15 protein-coding genes are annotated in these 17,655 nt (G+C 64.3%); 9 read left to right on the forward strand and 6 right to left on the reverse strand.

Annotated features, from left to right (window positions below):
* Positions 1-172 precede the first annotated feature (172 nt).
* From gnd to FPB55_RS08850, 5 genes are all read left to right on the forward strand, one after another.
* Entirely contained in the window at positions 173-1,156 is a 984-nt protein-coding gene (gene gnd, locus FPB55_RS08830) for a phosphogluconate dehydrogenase (NAD(+)-dependent, decarboxylating) (protein WP_029887475.1), read from the forward strand.
* On the forward strand, positions 1,153-2,658 hold the full coding sequence (gene zwf / locus FPB55_RS08835; RefSeq protein ID WP_009683147.1) for a glucose-6-phosphate dehydrogenase: 1,506 nt from the start codon (positions 1,153-1,155) through the stop codon (positions 2,656-2,658). Before gnd ends, zwf begins: the two co-directional genes overlap by 4 nt.
* A 140-nt stretch (positions 2,659-2,798) precedes the next feature.
* Complete coding sequence (locus FPB55_RS08840; protein ID WP_009683146.1) at positions 2,799-4,595, forward strand: glycoside hydrolase family 15 protein; 1,797 nt, start codon at positions 2,799-2,801, stop codon at positions 4,593-4,595.
* Positions 4,596-4,675: 80 nt separating this feature from the next.
* Positions 4,676-5,032 carry a VOC family protein gene (locus FPB55_RS08845; RefSeq protein WP_009683145.1) on the forward strand — a complete coding sequence of 119 codons (357 nt, stop codon included), beginning with the start codon at positions 4,676-4,678 and terminating at the stop codon, positions 5,030-5,032.
* A complete protein-coding gene (locus FPB55_RS08850; protein ID WP_009683144.1) occupies positions 5,032-5,652 on the forward strand; it encodes a TetR/AcrR family transcriptional regulator in 621 nt (206 codons plus the stop codon). The genes FPB55_RS08845 and FPB55_RS08850 overlap by 1 nt, the downstream gene beginning before the upstream one ends.
* A gap of 76 nt (positions 5,653-5,728) precedes the next feature.
* Here the strand turns inward: FPB55_RS08850 and preA are convergent, their stop codons facing one another.
* The 3 genes from preA to hydA form a co-directional block, all read right to left on the reverse strand.
* The gene (gene preA / locus FPB55_RS08855; protein ID WP_054911519.1) at positions 5,729-7,003 is read right to left on the reverse strand and encodes an NAD-dependent dihydropyrimidine dehydrogenase subunit PreA; all 1,275 of its coding nucleotides are present in this window, start codon (positions 7,001-7,003) and stop codon (positions 5,729-5,731) included.
* Positions 7,003-8,370 carry an NAD(P)-dependent oxidoreductase gene (locus FPB55_RS08860; protein ID WP_144187983.1) on the reverse strand — a complete coding sequence of 456 codons (1,368 nt, stop codon included), beginning with the start codon at positions 8,368-8,370 and terminating at the stop codon, positions 7,003-7,005. Before FPB55_RS08860 ends, preA begins: the two co-directional genes overlap by 1 nt.
* 164 nt (positions 8,371-8,534) lie before the next feature.
* Entirely contained in the window at positions 8,535-9,974 is a 1,440-nt protein-coding gene (hydA, locus tag FPB55_RS08865; RefSeq protein ID WP_009683141.1) for a dihydropyrimidinase, read from the reverse strand.
* Between the two features lie 338 nt (positions 9,975-10,312).
* On the opposite strand from hydA, the gene FPB55_RS08870 reads away from it, so the two are divergent.
* Together FPB55_RS08870 and FPB55_RS08875 are read left to right on the forward strand one after the other, a co-directional pair.
* Entirely contained in the window at positions 10,313-11,803 is a 1,491-nt protein-coding gene (locus tag FPB55_RS08870) for an NCS1 family nucleobase:cation symporter-1 (RefSeq protein ID WP_009683140.1), read from the forward strand.
* Positions 11,804-11,879: 76 nt separating this feature from the next.
* On the forward strand, positions 11,880-13,163 hold the full coding sequence (locus tag FPB55_RS08875; protein ID WP_009683139.1) for a Zn-dependent hydrolase: 1,284 nt from the start codon (positions 11,880-11,882) through the stop codon (positions 13,161-13,163).
* 221 nt (positions 13,164-13,384) lie between these two features.
* Here the strand turns inward: FPB55_RS08875 and FPB55_RS08880 are convergent, their stop codons facing one another.
* Together FPB55_RS08880 and FPB55_RS08885 are read right to left on the reverse strand one after the other, a co-directional pair.
* Positions 13,385-14,344, reverse strand: coding sequence for a ribonuclease Z (locus tag FPB55_RS08880; RefSeq protein WP_144187985.1), 960 nt, complete (start codon positions 14,342-14,344; stop codon positions 13,385-13,387).
* Positions 14,345-14,463: 119 nt separating this feature from the next.
* A complete protein-coding gene (locus FPB55_RS08885; protein ID WP_125854613.1) occupies positions 14,464-15,009 on the reverse strand; it encodes a lipocalin family protein in 546 nt (181 codons plus the stop codon).
* Between the two features lie 141 nt (positions 15,010-15,150).
* Between FPB55_RS08885 and FPB55_RS08890 the strand changes: the two genes are divergently transcribed.
* Together FPB55_RS08890 and nudC are read left to right on the forward strand one after the other, a co-directional pair.
* Positions 15,151-15,963, forward strand: coding sequence for a crotonase/enoyl-CoA hydratase family protein (locus FPB55_RS08890; RefSeq protein ID WP_047149924.1), 813 nt, complete (start codon positions 15,151-15,153; stop codon positions 15,961-15,963).
* 35 nt (positions 15,964-15,998) lie between these two features.
* Complete coding sequence (nudC, locus tag FPB55_RS08895; protein WP_144187987.1) at positions 15,999-16,829, forward strand: NAD(+) diphosphatase; 831 nt, start codon at positions 15,999-16,001, stop codon at positions 16,827-16,829.
* Here nudC and FPB55_RS08900 read toward each other — a convergent pair.
* Positions 16,797-17,576 (reverse strand): TSUP family transporter, encoded by a 780-nt coding sequence (locus FPB55_RS08900; protein ID WP_009683133.1) that lies wholly within the window; start codon positions 17,574-17,576, stop codon positions 16,797-16,799. The genes nudC and FPB55_RS08900 overlap by 33 nt on opposite strands.
* Positions 17,577-17,655 lie beyond the last annotated feature (79 nt).

Here is a 17,655-nt window from a genome sequence, read left to right on the forward strand (position 1 = left end):
AATTCAAAGCGTAGACGCTTCTGGCGGCCGCATTTTGAATTCTTTCACAAGCCTTGGGAACTTTTTTGTTTATCGTGGTCTTGCCGTTCGTCGCTGAACCCTCGGGCGGCATGCTGGACTAACCTGAACAGCTGGACTGTTGTCATCTATTTCGAAAGGGGAGCATCGGCTCATGCAACTGGGAATCGTCGGGCTGGGCCGCATGGGCGGCAATATCGCAAGGCGCCTGATGCGCGCTGGCCACCGCACCGTGGTGCACGACCGCAACCGCGAGGCGGTTACCGGCCTTGAAGGCGAGGGCGCCCAGGGCGCACACGACCTTGGCGCGCTGGTGCAAAAACTGAAAGCGCCACGCGCGGTATGGGTGATGCTGCCGGCTGGCGAGCCGACCGAGCAGACCATCGCGCAACTGGCCGAGCTGCTGGAGCCGGGCGATGCCATCATCGACGGCGGCAACACCTTCTACAAGGACGACATGCGCCGCGCCGCCGAGCTGGCCAAGCGTGGCCTGCATTACCTGGACGTAGGTACCTCTGGCGGGGTATGGGGCCTGGACCGCGGCTACTGCATGATGATCGGTGGCGAGAAGGACGTGTTCGAGCGCCTGGAGCCGCTGTTCAAGGCATTGGCACCGGGTGTAGGCGACATTCCGCGCACCCATGGCCGCAGCGGCGAACACCAGCGCGCCGAGCATGGTTATATCCACGCTGGCCCACCGGGCGCCGGCCACTACGTGAAAATGGTGCACAACGGCATCGAATACGGCCTGATGCAGGCCTATGCCGAAGGCTTCGACCTGCTGCGCAGCAAAGGCGGCAACGAACTGCCGGAAGACCAGCGCTTCGACCTCGATGTGGCCGAAATCGCCGAGGTATGGCGCCGGGGCAGTGTGGTTACCTCGTGGCTGCTCGACCTCACCGCCGATGCGCTGGTGGCCGATCCGCAGCTGTCGCAGTTCAGTGGCTCGGTATCCGACAGTGGCGAGGGCCGCTGGACCATCGATGCCGCCGTTGAGCAGGCAGTGCCGGTACCGGTCCTGTCCAGCGCATTGTTTGCCCGTTTCCGCTCGCGTCAGCAGCAGGGCACCTACGGTGACAAAGTGCTCTCGGCCATGCGCCTGGGCTTCGGTGGCCATGTCGAGAAAAAAGACGAATGACTAAAAAGAGCACTCCGGCCGCACCCCCCTGCACGCTGTTTCTGTTCGGCGCCAATGGCGACCTGGTCAAGCGCTTGCTCATGCCTGCGCTGTACAACCTCAGCCGCGACGGTTTGCTCGACCGCAACCTGCGCATCGTTGGCGTTGACCACAACCCTGCCACGGCCGAGGAATTTGCCGCACGCCTGCATGCGTTCATGGCCGAGCGTGACAAGGGCGGCGAAGGCGCCGCCCAGTGCCTGGACGAAAAACTCTGGGCGCGGCTGGCCAAGCGCCTGGACTATCAGACGGGCGATTTCCTCGACCCGGCCACCTACCAGGCCCTGGGCAAGCGCATCGACAAGACCAGCCACGGCAACGCCATCTTTTACCTGGCCACCTCGCCGCGTTTCTTCCCTGAAGTGGCCCAGCGCCTTGGCGAGGCCGGCTTGCTCGACGAGTCTGCCGGCGGCTTTCGGCGGGTCGTGGTGGAGAAGCCGTTCGGCACCGACCTGGCCAGTGCCGAGGCGTTGAACGCCTGCCTGCTGAAGGTGATGGGCGAGCGGCAGATCTACCGTATTGACCACTACTTGGGCAAAGAAACGGTGCAGAACATTCTGGTCAGCCGGTTCTCCAATGGGTTGTTCGAGTCGTTCTGGAACAACCACTACATCGACCATGTGCAGATCACCGCCGCGGAAACCGTCGGTGTCGAGACGCGGGGTGGCTTCTACGACGCCACCGGCGCCTTGCGCGACATGGTGCCCAACCACCTGTTCCAGCTGCTGGCCATGGTTGCCATGGAACCGCCGGCAGCGTTCGGCGCCGACGCCGTGCGCGGCGAAAAGGCCAAGGTGATCGGCGCCATCCGCCCGTGGTCGGCGAAGATGGCGCTGAAGCATTCCGTGCGGGGCCAGTACAGCGCCGGCAAGCAGGGGCGCAAGCACCTGCCCGGCTACCGCGAGGAGGCCAATGTCGCGCCCGACAGCCAGACCGAAACCTACGTGGCGCTGAAGGTGATGATCGACAACTGGCGCTGGGCGGGGGTGCCGTTCTACTTGCGTACCGGCAAGCGCATGAGCGTGCGTGACACCGAGATTGCCATCTGTTTCAAGCCGGCACCGTACGCGCAGTTCCGCGAGTCGGAGCTGGAGCGCCCCAAACCCAACTACCTGAAAATCCAGATTCAGCCCAACGAAGGCATGTGGTTCGACCTGCAGGCCAAGCGCCCCGGGCCGGAGTTGGTAATGGAGAACGTCGAGCTGGGCTTTGCCTACAAGGACTTCTTCAAGATGACCCCGGCGACCGGCTACGAGACCTTGATCTATGACTGCCTGACCGGTGACCAGACCTTGTTCCAGCGGGCCGACAACATCGAGAACGGCTGGCGTGCCGTGCAGCCGTTCCTCGATGCCTGGGCCCAGGGGGGCGAGGTGCACGAGTACCCGGCGGGTGAAGATGGCCCCGAGGCGGGCAATGACCTGCTGAGCCGGGACAAGCGGGAATGGCACCGATTGGGGTAACAGGTTTTTCGGCGTGTGCCGGCCGCGTCGCGAGTGAACCCCCTCTGACAGGTGCTGCACAACCCCTTGGGCGGTGCGGCCCTGTGGGGCGGGTTGACAAGCGAAAGGGCCAGCACAGGCAACCACTTTAAGGAAACGCGATGCCCGCCCACATAGAAGATTACGCCCTGTTGGGCAATTGCCGCAGCGCCGCCCTGGTCAGCCGGGATGGCTCGCTCGACTGGCTATGCCTGCCACGCTTCGACGCCCCGGCGGTGTTCGCCGCCTTGCTGGGCAACGAAGAAAACGGCCGCTGGCGCCTGGCCCCTTGCGACCCGGTCGAGCACTGCAGCCGGCAGTACCTGAACGATACCCTGGTGCTGGAAACCACGTGGGTCACCGCCACTGGCCGGGCCCGCGTACTCGATTTCATGCCGCTGGGTGACGTCAACGCCGTGGTGCGCATCGTCGAAGGCCTCTCGGGCGAAACCAATTTCGAAATGGACCTGGTCATGCGCTTCGATTACGGGCGCAGCGTGCCATGGGTCGAACGCCTGGACCCGCTCACCCTAAGCGCGGTGGCCGGCCCCGACCGCCTGATCCTGTGCAGCACCGTACCGCCCCATGCCCGCGACCACCACACCGGCGCGCGCTTTCGCGTGGCGGCCGGCCAGCGCCAGGTGTTCAGCCTGCGCCACCAGCCCTCGCACCTGCCGGTGCAGCCCGGCTGCGATGCCGACGCGGCCCTGGCCCATACCTGCGAGCACTGGCAGGCGTTCGCCGACCGCTGCCCTCAGGTAGGCCCCTACAGCGCACTGGTCCGTCGCTCGTTGCTCACCCTGAAAGCCATGACATATGCGCCTACTGGCGGCATCGTTGCGGCCGTCACCACGTCGTTGCCGGAACAACTCGGCGGCGAGCGCAACTGGGATTACCGTTTCTGCTGGCTGCGCGACGCCACCATGACCTTGCTGGCATTCATGAACCTGGGCTATTTCGACGAGGCCCAGGCCTGGCGCGAATGGCTGCTGCGCTCGGTGGCCGGCAACCCCGAACAGATGCAGATCATGTACGGATTGGGTGGCGAGCGCGACCTGCAGGAATACACCTTGCCCTGGTTGCCGGGGTACGAGCACTCGCAACCGGTGCGGGTGGGCAATGCCGCGTCGGCTCAGGCGCAGTTGGATATCTATGGCGAACTGGCCGATGCCATGAGCCAGGCAATCAAGGGCGGCTTGCCGCGCCATCCACGTAGCGCCGCCATCTCTCGGCTGATCCTGCCCTATGTGGAGCGTATCTGGCGCGAGCCGGACGAAGGTATCTGGGAGGTGCGCGGCGGCCGCCAGCAGTTCGTGCACTCCAAGGTGATGGCCTGGGTGGCGTTCGAACGCGCTGCCGGCTTGGCAGACACCACCGAAGAAGGCCGTGAGCATGGCCAGCATTACCGCCAGGTGGCCGACCAGATCCGCCGTGAAGTGTGTGAGCAAGGGCTCGACAGCAGCGGCAGTTTCTTCGTTCAGGCCTATGGTTCGCACGAGATGGACGCCAGCCTGTTGCAGATCGCCCTGACCGGCTTCCTGCCTGCCGATGACCCGCGCTTTCTGCGCACACTGGAACAGATCGAGCAACGCTTGCTGAAAAACGGTTTGCTGATGCGCTACGACAGTGACAGTGCCGGGGATGGCCTGGCCCCGGGCGAAGGTACGTTCCTGGTCTGCTCGTTCTGGCTGGCCGACGTCTACATCCTGCTGGGCCGGATGGCGCAAGCGCAGGCGTTGTACGAGCGTTTGACCGGCCTGTGCAACGACGTGGGCCTGCTGGCCGAGCAATACGACCCGGCCTGCCAGCGCATGCTTGGCAACTACCCGCAGGCGTTCAGCCATATCGGCATCATCAACACCGCCCTGAACCTCCAGCAGGCCCGCTGTCCGGCCCGCGACCGGGCCAGTTGCGGTTGAGCCGGCTGCACCGAATTTGTGCACGCTCCGGCAAGCGAGCGGGGTAGACTAGGTCAAATCTCATTCGGCAAGGAGCGTCCATGGGTATCCGCGGTTCGGATCGGCAGATCGACAACATCGAGTTCAATGTCAGCGATATCGCACGCAGCAAGGCGTTCTATGGGCATGTTTTCGGCTGGCGCTTCACCGACTACGGGCCAACCTACAGCGAATTCAGCGACGGCCGCCTGACGGGCGGCTTTACCACGGGGGAGCCGGTGCGCCCGGGGGGGCCGCTGATCATCCTTTACGCCGATGACCTGCAAGCCACGCAGCAGCGCGTGACCGCGGCGGGGGGCAGTATCAGCCGCGCGACCTTTGCCTTCCCCGGTGGGCGGCGTTTCCATTTCATTGACCTGGACGGTCATGAACTGGCGGTGTGGACGGCTCAAGCCTGATGGCCAATCACAAGATCGAAATTCGCCGGCGCAACGTTGGCAAGATCCTGCACGCGGCGGAAAAGGTGTTCGCCGAAAAAGGCTACGGCGCGACCTCCATGGGCGATATCGCCGAGCAGGCCGAACTGCCGCGTTCCAACCTGCATTACTACTTCAGCACCAAGGACGATCTGTTCCGTGCGGTGCTGCAGGACCTGCTGGATGTGTGGAAGCAGGACGCGCTGTGTTTCGAGAATTTCGACGACCCAAGGGTGGTGCTGACCAGCTACATCCGCGCGAAAATGGGGCATTCGCGGTCACGGCCGCTAGGCTCGAAGATCTGGGCCGAGGAAATGCTGCATGGGGCACCGGTGCTGGGGGGCAACCTGGATGACAGCCTGGTGCCGTGGGCAAAGCTGAAGGAGGCTAAGATCCGCCGCTGGGTGGAGGAGGGGCGCATTCTGCCGGTCGAGCCCTCGGCGCTGCTGTACATGATCTGGGCCTCGACCCAGCATTACGCCGACTTCGGTTACCAGGTGCAGTTGCTCAACGGCGGCGATGAACTGTCGGACCTGGCGTTCGAAAGTGCGGTGCAAACGGTGACCAGTGTGATCCTGCGGGGGATTGGCCTGGAGCCGTGACCGGCCATGCCTGCCGCGCACGGTCTTTTTGCTGCCCACAAAAAGGCCGTGCCAGTGCGGCGGGCGCCGGCCTACATCAGCTCGCTTCGCGGTAGGGGTTGCGCGGGTCCTGGGTCCAGTTCAGGTAAGGCTTGCCAGTGTCCTGCGCCTGCATGTCGATGCAGTTCTCCACCGGGCAGGTGATCTGGCACAGGTTGCAGCCCACACATTCTTCCTCGATCACGCTGTAGGCATGCGTACCGTCTGCCTTCAGCGTACTGGCGATGGCCTGGTGCGAGGTGTCCTCGCAGGCGATGTGGCAGCGACCGCAACCGATGCACGCCTGCTGGTCGATATGCGCCACCGACTTGTAGTTGATGTCCAGGTACTTCCAGTCGGTGGTATGCCCTACCGCCTGGCCACGGAACGCCTCGATGTTGGCGTGGCCGTGCTGGTCCATCCAGCGGGCCAGGCCGTCTTTCATGTCTTCGACGATGCGAAAGCCATGCAGCATGGCCGCCGTGCACACCTGCACCGCGCCGCTGCCCAGCGCCATGAATTCGGCCGCGTCGCGCCAGTTGCCGATGCCGCCGATGCCGCAAATCGGCAGGCCATGGGTGGCCGGGTCACGGGCAATCTCCGCCACCATGTTCAGGGCGATCGGCTTCACCGCCGAGCCGCAGTAACCGCCATGGGTGCTCTGGTCACCGACGATAGGGTGGGCGACCATGCGGTCAAGGTCGACGCTGGTGATCGAGTTGATGGTGTTGATCAGCGACACTGCATCGGCCCCGCCGCGATGCGCAGCCCGTGCCGATTGGCGGATGTCGGTGATGTTCGGCGTCAGCTTGACGATCACCGGCAGCGAGCAGTGCTGCTTGCACCAGCGGGTGACCATTTCCACGTACTCCGGCACCTGGCCGACCGCCGCGCCCATGCCGCGCTCGGGCATGCCGTGCGGGCAGCCGAAGTTCAGCTCGATGCCATCGGCGCCGGTGGCTTCCACCAGCGGCAGGATGAACTTCCACGACGCTTCCTCGCACGGCACCATCAGCGACACGATCAACGCGCGGTCGGGCCAGTCCTTCTTCACCTGGGTGATTTCGCGCAGGTTGATTTCCAGTGAACGGTCGGTGATCAGTTCGATGTTGTTGATGCCCTGCACCTGGCGGTTGGCGCCGTAATGGGCCGAGTAGCGCGACGAGACGTTGACCGCGGCCGGGTCTTCGCCAAGGGTCTTCCACACCACGCCACCCCAGCCGGCTTCAAAGGCGCGGACCACGTTGTAGGCTTTGTCGGTGGGCGGCGCGGACGCCAGCCAGAACGGGTTGGGGGCCTTGATCCCGGCGAACACGATAGACAAGTCGGCCATTACGCTGCCTCCACGTTGAGCATGAGTTGGGCATGGATGGCTTCGGCGGCCACTTTGCCGTGTTGTACGGCCTGAACGGTGAGGTCCTGGCCCAGCGCGGTGCAGTCGCCACCGGCGTATACCCCTGGCAGGCTGGTCTGCATGTTCACGTCAACGCGAATACGCTCACTGTCACGGGCCAGTTGCGCGGCCACTGGGTCGGCGAGGCTGCTGTCGTCGAAACGCTGGCCGATGGCCTTGAAGATCGCGTCGGCGGCCAGTTCGAAGGTTTCGCCGGTGTCGCGCAGGCGGCCGTCGGCCAATTCGGTACGGGCAAAGCGCATGCCGCGTACGTTGCCGGTGTCATCCAGCAGCACGCTGTCGGGGCGGGCCCAAGTGTGCAAGCGCACCTGGTTGGCCTTGGCGATGTCCTGCTCGTGCCCGGTGGCCCCCATGTCGGCGTGGCCACGGCGGTACACCAAGTTGACGTCGCGTGCACCCAGGCGGCTCATTTGCACTGCCATGTCGATGGCGGTGTTGCCAGCACCGATCACCAGGCAGCGCTCGGCCAGCGGCAGTTGGCTGAGGTCGTCTGCCTGGCGCAACTCGCGGATGTAAGCGGTGGCGGCGAGCAGGCCGGGGGCCTCTTCATCGGCCAGCCCCAGCTGGCGCACGGCATTCAGGCCCAGGCCAAGGAACACCGCATCGTATTGTTCGCGCAGTTCGCCCAGGCTGAGGTTGCCCCCCAGGCGCTGGCCAAGGCGCAGCTCGATACCGCCGATGCCCAGCAGGAATGCCACTTCCCGCTGGGCATAATCGTCAACCAGCTTGTAGCGGGCGATGCCGTATTCATTGAGGCCACCCGGCTTGTCAGAGGCTTCGAACACCACCACGTCATGGCCATGCATGGCCAGCCGATGCGCGCAGGCCAGCCCCGCAGGGCCAGCGCCGACCACCGCAATGCGCTTGCCCGTGGCCGGTGAACGCTGGAACGGGTGTTCGCTGAACTGGGCATTGTCCAGGGCGTAGCGTTGCAACTGGCCGATCAGTACCGGGGCGCATTCCTGCGCGTTGTTGCGCACACACGCTTGCTGGCACAGGATTTCGGTCGGGCAGACGCGGGCACAGCTGCCGCCGAGAATGTTGGCCGACAGAATCCGTTCGGCAGCGCCTTGCAGGTTCTCGTCGCTGATGCGGTGGATGAATGACGGGATGTCGATTTCGCTGGGGCACGCGTTGACGCAGGGCGCGTCGTAGCAATACAGGCAGCGGGCGCTTTCCACGGCGGCCTGGCGTGCGGTGAGGGGTGGGGCCAGGTCGCTGAAGCACTCGGCCAATTGGTCGGCGCCGGCCCGGGGGCGCGGCAAATGGTTCAGGGCGTCGATCACGGTTGTAGCCTCTCTATTTTTTTAGGGTTCAGGCGACAGCTGTTGTGGTGGGATCGGGGGCCGCTGTGCGGCCCATCGCGACGCAAGGCCGCTCCTACAAGGGACCGCGCATTCCTGTTGGAGCGGCCTTTGTCGCGATGGGCTGCGCAGCAGCCCCAATGGCTTCAGCGCTGAACGGGCGTCGGCCGCTGCTGGTCGGCCCGACGCTCCAGCACCTCATACACCGACGGATACGCCGGCCGCTCCACATAGCGCCCCGCGCCCGCCTCGGCGCGCAGGTCACCATCAGCCCAGACCACTTTGCCCTGGCTGATGGTATGGCTGGGGACGCCACGTACAGTGCGGCCTTCGAAGATGTTGAAGTCCACCCGTTGGTGGTGGGTCTGCGCCGAGATGGTGCGCGTGCCTTGCGGGTCCCATAGCACCAGATCGGCATCGGCCCCTACGCGGATGGCGCCCTTGCGTGGGAACAGGTTGAAGATCTTCGCCGTGTTGGTAGAGGTCAGTGCCACGAACTCGTGCATCGACAGGCGCCCGCTGTTGACCCCGGCATCCCACAGCACCGCCATGCGGTCTTCGATGCCGGCGGTGCCATTGGGGATGCGGCTGAAGTCATCCCGGCCCATGGCTTTCTGTTCGGCACAGAAGCAGCAGTGGTCGGTGGCGGTGGTGTGCAGGTTGCCCGCCTGCAGGCCGCGCCACAGCGCCTCCTGGTGCTCGCGCGGGCGGAACGGCGGGCTCATGACGTAGCCGGCGGCTGTGGCCCAGTCCGGGTCACGGTAGACGCTGTCGTCCAGCAGCAAGTGGCCAGGCAGCACTTCGCCGTAAACCGGTTGGCCCTTGGCCCGCGCATAGGCGATTTCATCCAGCGCCTCGCGGCTGGAAATGTGCACCAGGTACAGCGGTGTACCGAGGGTTTCGGCAATGCGGATGGCGCGGCTGGCCGCCTCGCCTTCAACCTGCGAAGGGCGCGACAGGGGGTGCGCTTCCGGCCCGGTCAGGCCCTGTGCCAGCAGCTTTTTCTGCAGGTGGAACACCAGCTCGCCATTTTCGGCATGCACGGTGGGCACTGCACCTAGCTGCAGGCAGCGCTCGAAGCTGGCCACCAAGGTGTCGTCGGCCGCCATGATGGCGTTCTTGTAGGCCATGAAGTGCTTGAAGCTGTTCACCCCATGCTTGGCCACCAGTTCGCCCATCTCTTCGGCCACCTGCTCGCTCCACCAGGTGACGGCGACGTGGAAGCCATAGTCGCTGGCACTTTTCTGGGCCCAGCCGCGCCAGGTGTGAAACGCCTCCAGCAGTGACTGCTGCGGGTTGGGAATGACGAAGTCGATGATCGATGTGGTGCCGCCCGCCAGGCCGGCCGCGGTACCGCTGAAGAAGTCTTCACTGGCCACGGTGCCCATGAACGGCAATTGCATATGGGTGTGCGGGTCGATGCCGCCCGGCATCAGGTATTGCCCGCTGCCGTCGAGGATCTCGCAATCGGTCGGCGCTTCCAGGCCAGGCCCGACTGCACGGATCAGGCCATCGGCACACAGCACATCGGCGGGGTAACTCTCTTCGTGGGTAACAACGGTGGCGCCACGGATCAACAGGGACATGCCGTTTTCCTCGCAGGCTGACCGGTCTTGGCCGGTTCTTGGAATTTTCGGAAGCAGGGCGGGCAGGTGTTAATCCTGTCATACCTGACAAGATTCGAGGCTAGATGCTGATCCTGAATTCGGCAAGAAAATTTCCTATTTATTTTGTGGTTTTTAAATCATTGATTTACATGAATTAAATATTTAGAGCCCGCTGAATTCGGGGCCTCCAGGGTTTTTGACTAACTTGACAAGATAGAAAATTGGTCGAGATTTCTAAGGCACTCATACGCGTGTGTACTCCGGCCATCGAATTAGCCCGATGAGCAGACAACTCGAAAAAGTCTGGAGAAAGGCCCATGCAACAGAGCAGATCGCAAGTGGTCGAGCAGGATGGCCTGTTCGAGCTGGCCGAGGGCAGTGATGTTCTCGACAGCCCGCGCTACAACCACGACATCGCACCGACCAAGGTGCACCAGCGCACCTGGAACAAATGGCACATCACGGCCCTGTGGGTAGGCATGTCCATCTGCGTGCCAACCTACACCCTCGGCGGCGTGCTCACAGCCTACTTTGGCCTGAGCGTTGGCGAGGCGCTGCTGGCGATCCTGCTGGCCAACATCATTGTGCTGATCCCGCTGACCCTCAACGCGTTCCCCGGCACCAAGTACGGCATCCCGTTTCCGGTGCTGCTGCGCTCGTCGTTCGGCATTCTGGGCTCCAACGTGCCGTGCCTGATTCGCGCCGTGGTGGCCTGCGGCTGGTTCGGGATCCAGACCCTGTTCGGCGGGCTGGCCATCCATCTGTTCCTGGGTTCGGTGTTCGACGGCTGGAAGGCCCTGGGCGGTGTCGGCGAGGTGATCGGGTTTATGATCTTCTGGTGCCTGAACCTGTGGGTGGTACTGCGGGGCGCCGAGTCGATCAAGTGGCTGGAGACGCTTTCGGCGCCGCTGCTGGTGGCCGTTGGGCTGGGCCTGCTGGTGTGGGCCTTGCCACACATGTCGATGACCGAACTGCTGGCGCAACCGCCCAAACGCCCTGAAGGCGCCAGCGTGGTCAGCTACTTCTGCGCTGGGCTCACGGCCATGGTCGGCTTCTGGGCCACGCTGTCGCTGAACATTCCCGATTTCAGCCGCTATGCCCGCAGCCAGAAGGACCAGATCCTCGGGCAAATCTTTGGCCTGCCGCTGACCATGTTCCTGTTCGCGGCCTTGGGCGTGGTGCTGACTGCGGCCTCGGCGTCGCTGGTGGGCGAAACGGTGTCCGACCCGGTCAGCCTGATCGGCAAGATCCACAGCCCGTTCTGGGTCGCCCTGGCCATGGCGCTGATCGTGATCGCCACCCTGTCGACCAACACTGCGGCGAACATCGTGTCGCCGACCAACGACTTCCAGAACATCGCCCCGCGCCTGATCGGGCGCAGCCGTGCGGTGTGGCTGACCGGCTTCATCGGCCTGGCGCTGATGGGCCACGAGTTGCTGAAGAAACTGGGCTGGATCGTGTCCGACCTGAGCCTGGAAAGCGTGTACTCCAATTGGTTGCTGGGCTACTCCAGCCTGCTCGGGCCGATAGCCGGGATCATGGTGGTGGATTACTTCCTGATCCGCCGGCAAAAGCTGGACCTCGCCGGGCTGTACCGCGACGACGTGTACCCGGCGTGGAACTGGGCTGGCTTCGCCGCCTTCGTGCTGCCCGTGGGGTTGACGGTGCTGGCGATCGGCAACAGCAGTTTCAGCTGGTTCTACGACTATGGCTGGTTCACCGGCTCGCTGCTGGGGGCGGCGTTGTACTACGTGTTCGCCGGCTTGGCGGCGCGCAGCCCGGCGCGGCTGGTCAAGCCCTTGCCCTGAGACCGTGTCTGCTTCTTCGCGGGCATGCCCGCGAAGAGGCCCGAACAGACAACAAAAAAGCCTGAAGGAGAAACCCGTGACCCCTTTCCAAGACATCCTCAAGACCACCGCCCACCACATCGACAGTGCCCGCCTCTGGCAATCGCTGATGGACCTGGCCCGCCTCGGCGCCACGCCCAAGGGGGGGGTCTGCCGCCTGGCCCTGACCGACCTCGACCGCCAGGCCCGCGACTTGTTCGTGCAGTGGTGCGAGGCGGCTGGTTGCACGGTCAGCGTCGATGCCGTGGGCAATATCTTCGCCCGTCGCCCTGGGCGTAACCCCAAGCTGCCACCGGTGATGACCGGCAGCCATATCGATACCCAGCCCACTGGCGGCAAGTTCGACGGCTGTTTCGGCGTGATGGCCGGGCTGGAAGTGCTCCGGACCCTCAACGACCTGGGCGTGGAAACCGAAGCACCGCTGGAGGTGGTGGTGTGGACCAACGAAGAAGGTTCGCGCTTTGCCCCCTGCATGATGGGGTCGGGTGTGTTCGCCGGCAAGTTCACCCTGGAAGAAACCCTGGCCAAGCGCGATGCCCAGGGCACCAGTGTGGGCGAGGCGTTGAACGCCATTGGCTACGCCGGCCCACGTGCGGTGCTCGGGCACCCGGTGGGGGCATATTTCGAAGCGCATATCGAGCAAGGGCCGATACTCGAGGACCAGGCCAAGACCATTGGGGTGGTCCTCGGTGCCCTTGGCCAGAAGTGGTTCGACCTGACCCTGCGCGGCGTCGAAGCCCATGCCGGCCCCACCCCCATGCACCTGCGCAAGGATGCCCTGGTGGGTGCCGCAGCGGTGGTCGAAGCGGTCAACCGCACAGCCCTCGGCCACCAGCCGCATGCCTGCGGCACGGTGGGTTGCTTGCAGGCCTACCCGGGCTCACGCAACGTAATCCCTGGCGAAGTGCGCATGACCCTGGACTTCCGCCACCTTGAGGGCGAACAACTGAATGCGATGATCGCCGAGGTACGAGGGGTCATCGAGGCGACCTGCGCCAAGCATGGCCTGAGCCACGAACTGGTGCCCACCGCGGACTTCCCGGCATTGTACTTTGACAAGGGCTGTGTCGATGCCGTGCGCGATTCGGCCAAGGCCCTGGGGTTGCCGCACATGGACATCGTCAGCGGGGCAGGGCATGACGCGATCTTCCTTGCCGAGCTGGGGCCGGCGGGGATGATTTTCGTACCGTGCGAGAACGGCATCAGCCACAACGAAATCGAAAACGCCGCACCCGATGACCTGGCGGCGGGTTGCGCGGTGTTGTTGCGGGCGATGCTGGCTGCTTCGCAGGCCATTGCCAGCGGCCGCCTGGCAGCCTGATCAGGCGTAAGGGCCACTCCTTCACTGGTCGTGTTTGGCCATAGATCGGCGGAGCCACACCGTCCGTTTGTAGGAGCGGGCTCACCCGCGAACACCGGCGTAGCCGGTGCCAGCCACCGCGCTGGATTCTTCGCGGGCGCGCCCGCTCCCACACAGGCCGCGTCGCGCTTACGAATTCAGTTCTCTGCGCGACAGCGCAGCCCGTAGTGCTGTGTTATCTCCTACAGGGCTGGTTCCAGGTAGCCGTCACGGCCGATGTGATAGCGCTGCAGGTCCTGCGCCAGCACCAGCCGGCCGCGGTAGTGGGCCAGTGCCTCATCACGCACGTCGTTGATGCTCGGGCTGCGCCTTGGGTCGCTCTGATAGCGGGCACTGAAGTGCGTCAGCACCAGGTTGCGCACGCCTGCCGCCTCGGCAAAGCGCGCCACTGCCGCCGCAGTGCTGTGCCCAAAGGTGACCCCGGTCCGCTCCACCACCGCCTGCGTGAAGGTTGCCTCATGCACCAGCACATCGGCGCCTCGGGCGGCGTCGGCGAGCAATTGCGGGTTGTCATTGTCACCACACACGATAACTCGCCGGGGCGGGCGCGAGCCACGCAGGTATTCATTGCCATGCAACAGTTGCTCGCCGAATTGCACGGTACGCCCCTTGGCCAGCTCGCCCCACATCGGGCCACGCGGTATGCCCTCAGCCTCCAGGCGCAGGGTGTCGAGGCGGGGTTCGGGGTTGAGTTCGGTAAACACGAAACCTACGCTCGGCACCCGGTGCGACAAGCGCACCGCTGTCACCTGCAGGGTCTGGTTGCGCCAGCCCTGCCAATCCTCCACGGCCAGCAGGCGCAGCTCGAACGGCAGGAAGGTATCACTGGCGGCCAGGCCTTGGCGTAGCCAACCATGCAGCGCGGCAGGCAAGACAATATCCAGCGGTTGGTTACGGCCACTCATGCCGGCACTGGCAAGCAGCCCGGGCAGGCCAAAACAATGGTCACCATGGACGTGGGTAATGAAGACCGCCTGCAGGTCGCGAACCGACAGCGGCGTGTGCAACAGTTGGTGCTGGGTGCCCTCGCCGCAGTCGACCAGGTACCAGTGGCTACCACTGGCTTCGACTACGGCGGTGGCGCTGACGTTGCGGGCTTTGGTCGGCACCCCGGCGGAGGTACCGAGAAACAGCAGGTCCATGTTGCGGCTCCTTGTGCCAGTCCAGTCGCGCAAAATCGCGCAATACGCAGGGCCTCGTTCCTTCGAGACGAACAACGCCGCACACCTTAGCCGGATTGCCGCAGGCCGTCGATTGCCCGCTAGTCAGCCTGCCGCCAGACCAGCTTGCTGGTGTCGTAGCCTTGCTCACGGGCAATGTTCAGCAACTGTTCGCGCTGCTGGTCGGTGACCGCAGGGGTGCGCGACAGCAGCCACAGGTACTCACGGTTGGGGTGGCCGACCAGTGCCACGCGGTAATCCTTGTCGTGGTACAGCACCCAGTACTCACCCTTGGTCAGGCCAGGGGCCAGGCGGCTGAACCAGTTGTCGAAGCGTACCCACAATTTGTCAGTCCTGCCCGGCTGCTGGGCTTCAGCAATGCCTTTGGCTTCGTTCACCTCACCGTCCTTTTCCTTGCAGCGGTTGATCACGTCGATACGGCCATCGGCGCGTAGCCCATAATGAGCCTCGGACTGTACGCAATTACGCTGGAAGAACATCGGCAGCCGCGCCAGTTCGTACCAGGTGCCCTGGTAGCGTTGCAGGTCCACCTGCTGGGTGCGCGGCGGTGCAGGGTGGTCGTTGCCGGCGCAGCCGAGCAAGGCAAGGGTCATGCAGGAAAGCAGCAGCGTGGTGCGTAGCGCCATGGTTGATCTCCTTGAAACGGATGAGTGCTTACCCTGGGTTCGATCCCGCGGCGGGGCAAAAGTTGTATGCGCAAACCATTGTCTGCTCCAGCTGGGTTACCATCCACGATGGTGAACCATCCAACCCTAGGAGTTCCGTTCGTGACTGAATACACCGCATTCAAGGTCGAGCTGACCGATAGCATCGCCCACGTTCAGATCAACCGCCCGGAGAAGGTCAACGCGATGAACGCGGCCTTCTGGGAAGAGATCGTCGATATCTTCCAGTGGATCGACGACACCGACGCCGTGCGTGCGGTGGTCATCAGCGGTGCCGGCAAGCACTTCTCGGCCGGTATCGACCTGATGATGCTGGCCTCGCTGGCCGGGGAGATGGGCAAGGACGTGGGCCGCAATGCGCGCTTCCTGCGCAAGACCATACAGCGCCTGCAAGCCTCGTTCACCGCCGTGGACAGCTGCCGCAAACCGGTGCTGGCCGCGGTGCAGGGCTATTGCATCGGTGGCGCCATCGACCTGATCTCGGCCTGTGACATGCGTTACTGCAGCAGTGACGCGCAATTCTCGATCAAGGAAATCGACATGGGCATGGCCGCCGATGTCGGCACGCTGCAACGTTTGCCACGTATCATCGGCGACGGCATGATGCGTGAGCTGGCGTTCACCGGGCGCAATGTCGCGGCGGACGAGGCGCTGCGCATCGGCCTGGTGAACCGGGTCTATGATGACCACGCCGCGCTGCTGGACGGGGTTTTTGCCATCGCCCGCCAGATTGCTGCAAAATCGCCGATCGCGGTGGCGGGCACCAAGGAAATGCTCAGCTACATGCGCGACCACCGCATCGACGATGGCCTGGACTACATCGCCACGTGGAACGCCGCGATGCTGCAGTCCGAAGACCTGCGCGTGGCTGTGGCCGCGCACATGAGCAAACAGAAACCGACGTTCGCCGACTGATCGGGCCGGCGCACGCGCAGTAAAGGAAACCCGAGATGTCAGCACGCTGGACTACCGCAGTACTCGACCCTCAGATCACCGGCGGGCTGGCCGTGGCGCGCAGCCCGGAAGGGTTTCTGCACGACGCCAACGGCGCGCTGTTCGCTCGTGACTGGCTCAAGCGCCAGGGCCTGGATGTGCTGTGCGAACACGGCATTGGCCACTTCGACGGCCAGCCTGTGTTCCTGCTGGAACTGCGCGCTGCCAGCGACGTGCCCGGTTGCAACTGGCGCGGCCTGCGCGCGTTCATGCTGGAGGGTGACTTCGACACCTACAAGGTTCTGGGTTATGCCGCGCAGATCGGCACCTGGGCTCGCGAGCACCGATTCTGCGGCAGCTGCGGGCAGGCGACGACACAAATCCGCTGGGAGCGTGCGATGTACTGCCAGCCTTGCGACCTGCGCAGCTACCCGCGTATTTCGCCGAGCATGATCGTGCTGGTGACCCGTGGCGACGAAATCCTGCTGGCACGCTCGCCGCGCTTCGTCACGGGGGTGTACAGCACCCTGGCAGGCTTTGCCGAGCCGGGCGAGTCGGCCGAGGACTGCCTGGTGCGCGAAGTGCGTGAAGAGGTGGCGGTAGAGGTGCAGAACATCCAGTACGTCGGCAGCCAGTGCTGGCCGTTCCCGCACTCGATGATGCTGGGCTTCCATGCCGAATACGCGGGTGGCGAGATCGTCATGCAGCCGGACGAGATCGAGGACGCCCAGTGGTTCAGCGTGCACGACTTGCCGCCGCTGCCGGCTGGGCGCTCTATTGCGCGCTACCTGATCGACCTCTATGTCGCTCGCCGCTTAGGCCTGCCCGAACCAGTGCTGCCACGCTAGGCGCACGGTCAATGCCAGCACCACGGTGATAAACACCGGGCGGATGAACTTGCTGCCGCCGCTGATCGCCGTGCGTGCGCCAAAGAAGGCACCGACCATCACCGACAAGCCCATGCACAGGCCGACGATATAGTCGACCTGCCCGGAAATGATGAACACCGTCAGCGCCGCGATGTTGCTGACGAAGTTCATGCTGCGCGCCACGCCGCTGGCGCGAACCAGGTCGATGGGGTACAGCAGCAGGGTGCTGACCGTCCAGAACGCCCCGGTGCCCGGACCGGCCACGCCGTCATAGAAACCCAGGGTAAAGCCCTGCGGCGCCTGCCATTTTTTTCTGATCGGGGCATCGGCGTCCAGCGGTGCCTTGGGCGTGCCGCCGAACAGCAGGTAGAGGCCACAGGCGAAGACGATGACCGGCAGCATCTTGTTCAGCCATTCGGCTGGCATGTAATGGGCCACGATCGCCCCGATCAACGCGCCCACCAGCGTGGCGAACAGCGCCGGGCGCCACTGCGCCGGGTGGAACAGCTTGCGTTTGTAGTAGGTGAAGCTGGCGGTGGCCGAGCCGAAGGTGGAACTGAGCTTGTTGGTACCCAGTACCAGGTGCGGCGGCATGCCGGCGGTGAGCAGCGCCGGGGTGGTGAGCAGGCCGCCGCCGCCGGCGATGGCATCGATGAAACCGGCGACGAAGGCGACCAGGGCCAGAATCAGCAGGGTGAGGGGTTCTACGGTGAGTTCGAAGGGCATGGGTTTTTGGCAGGTGCAGGAAAAAAGGCCGGAGCGGGAATGGCTGCTCCGAGGTCCGGGATGGTAATCCTCGCAGGCC

Origin of the sequence: Pseudomonas sp. BJP69 (genome assembly GCF_007633355.1) — a bacterium.
Classification (GTDB): domain Bacteria; phylum Pseudomonadota; class Gammaproteobacteria; order Pseudomonadales; family Pseudomonadaceae; genus Aquipseudomonas; species Aquipseudomonas juntendi.

What these genes read in the sequence shown, in the direction of transcription:
- FPB55_RS08900 (WP_009683133.1), bottom strand. Translation starts at nt 17,576, where the DNA reads ATGCCCTTCGAACTCACCGTAGAACCCCTCACCCTGCTGATTCTGGCC.
- FPB55_RS08840 (WP_009683146.1), top strand. Translation starts at nt 2,799, where the DNA reads ATGCCCGCCCACATAGAAGATTACGCCCTGTTGGGCAATTGCCGCAGC.
- hydA (WP_009683141.1), bottom strand. Translation starts at nt 9,974, where the DNA reads ATGTCCCTGTTGATCCGTGGCGCCACCGTTGTTACCCACGAAGAGAGT.
- FPB55_RS08845 (WP_009683145.1), top strand. Translation starts at nt 4,676, where the DNA reads ATGGGTATCCGCGGTTCGGATCGGCAGATCGACAACATCGAGTTCAAT.
- FPB55_RS08870 (WP_009683140.1), top strand. Translation starts at nt 10,313, where the DNA reads ATGCAACAGAGCAGATCGCAAGTGGTCGAGCAGGATGGCCTGTTCGAG.
- zwf (WP_009683147.1), top strand. Translation starts at nt 1,153, where the DNA reads ATGACTAAAAAGAGCACTCCGGCCGCACCCCCCTGCACGCTGTTTCTG.
- nudC (WP_144187987.1), top strand. Translation starts at nt 15,999, where the DNA reads ATGTCAGCACGCTGGACTACCGCAGTACTCGACCCTCAGATCACCGGC.
- gnd (WP_029887475.1), top strand. Translation starts at nt 173, where the DNA reads ATGCAACTGGGAATCGTCGGGCTGGGCCGCATGGGCGGCAATATCGCA.
- FPB55_RS08850 (WP_009683144.1), top strand. Translation starts at nt 5,032, where the DNA reads ATGGCCAATCACAAGATCGAAATTCGCCGGCGCAACGTTGGCAAGATC.
- preA (WP_054911519.1), bottom strand. Translation starts at nt 7,003, where the DNA reads ATGGCCGACTTGTCTATCGTGTTCGCCGGGATCAAGGCCCCCAACCCG.
- FPB55_RS08885 (WP_125854613.1), bottom strand. Translation starts at nt 15,009, where the DNA reads ATGGCGCTACGCACCACGCTGCTGCTTTCCTGCATGACCCTTGCCTTG.
- FPB55_RS08880 (WP_144187985.1), bottom strand. Translation starts at nt 14,344, where the DNA reads ATGGACCTGCTGTTTCTCGGTACCTCCGCCGGGGTGCCGACCAAAGCC.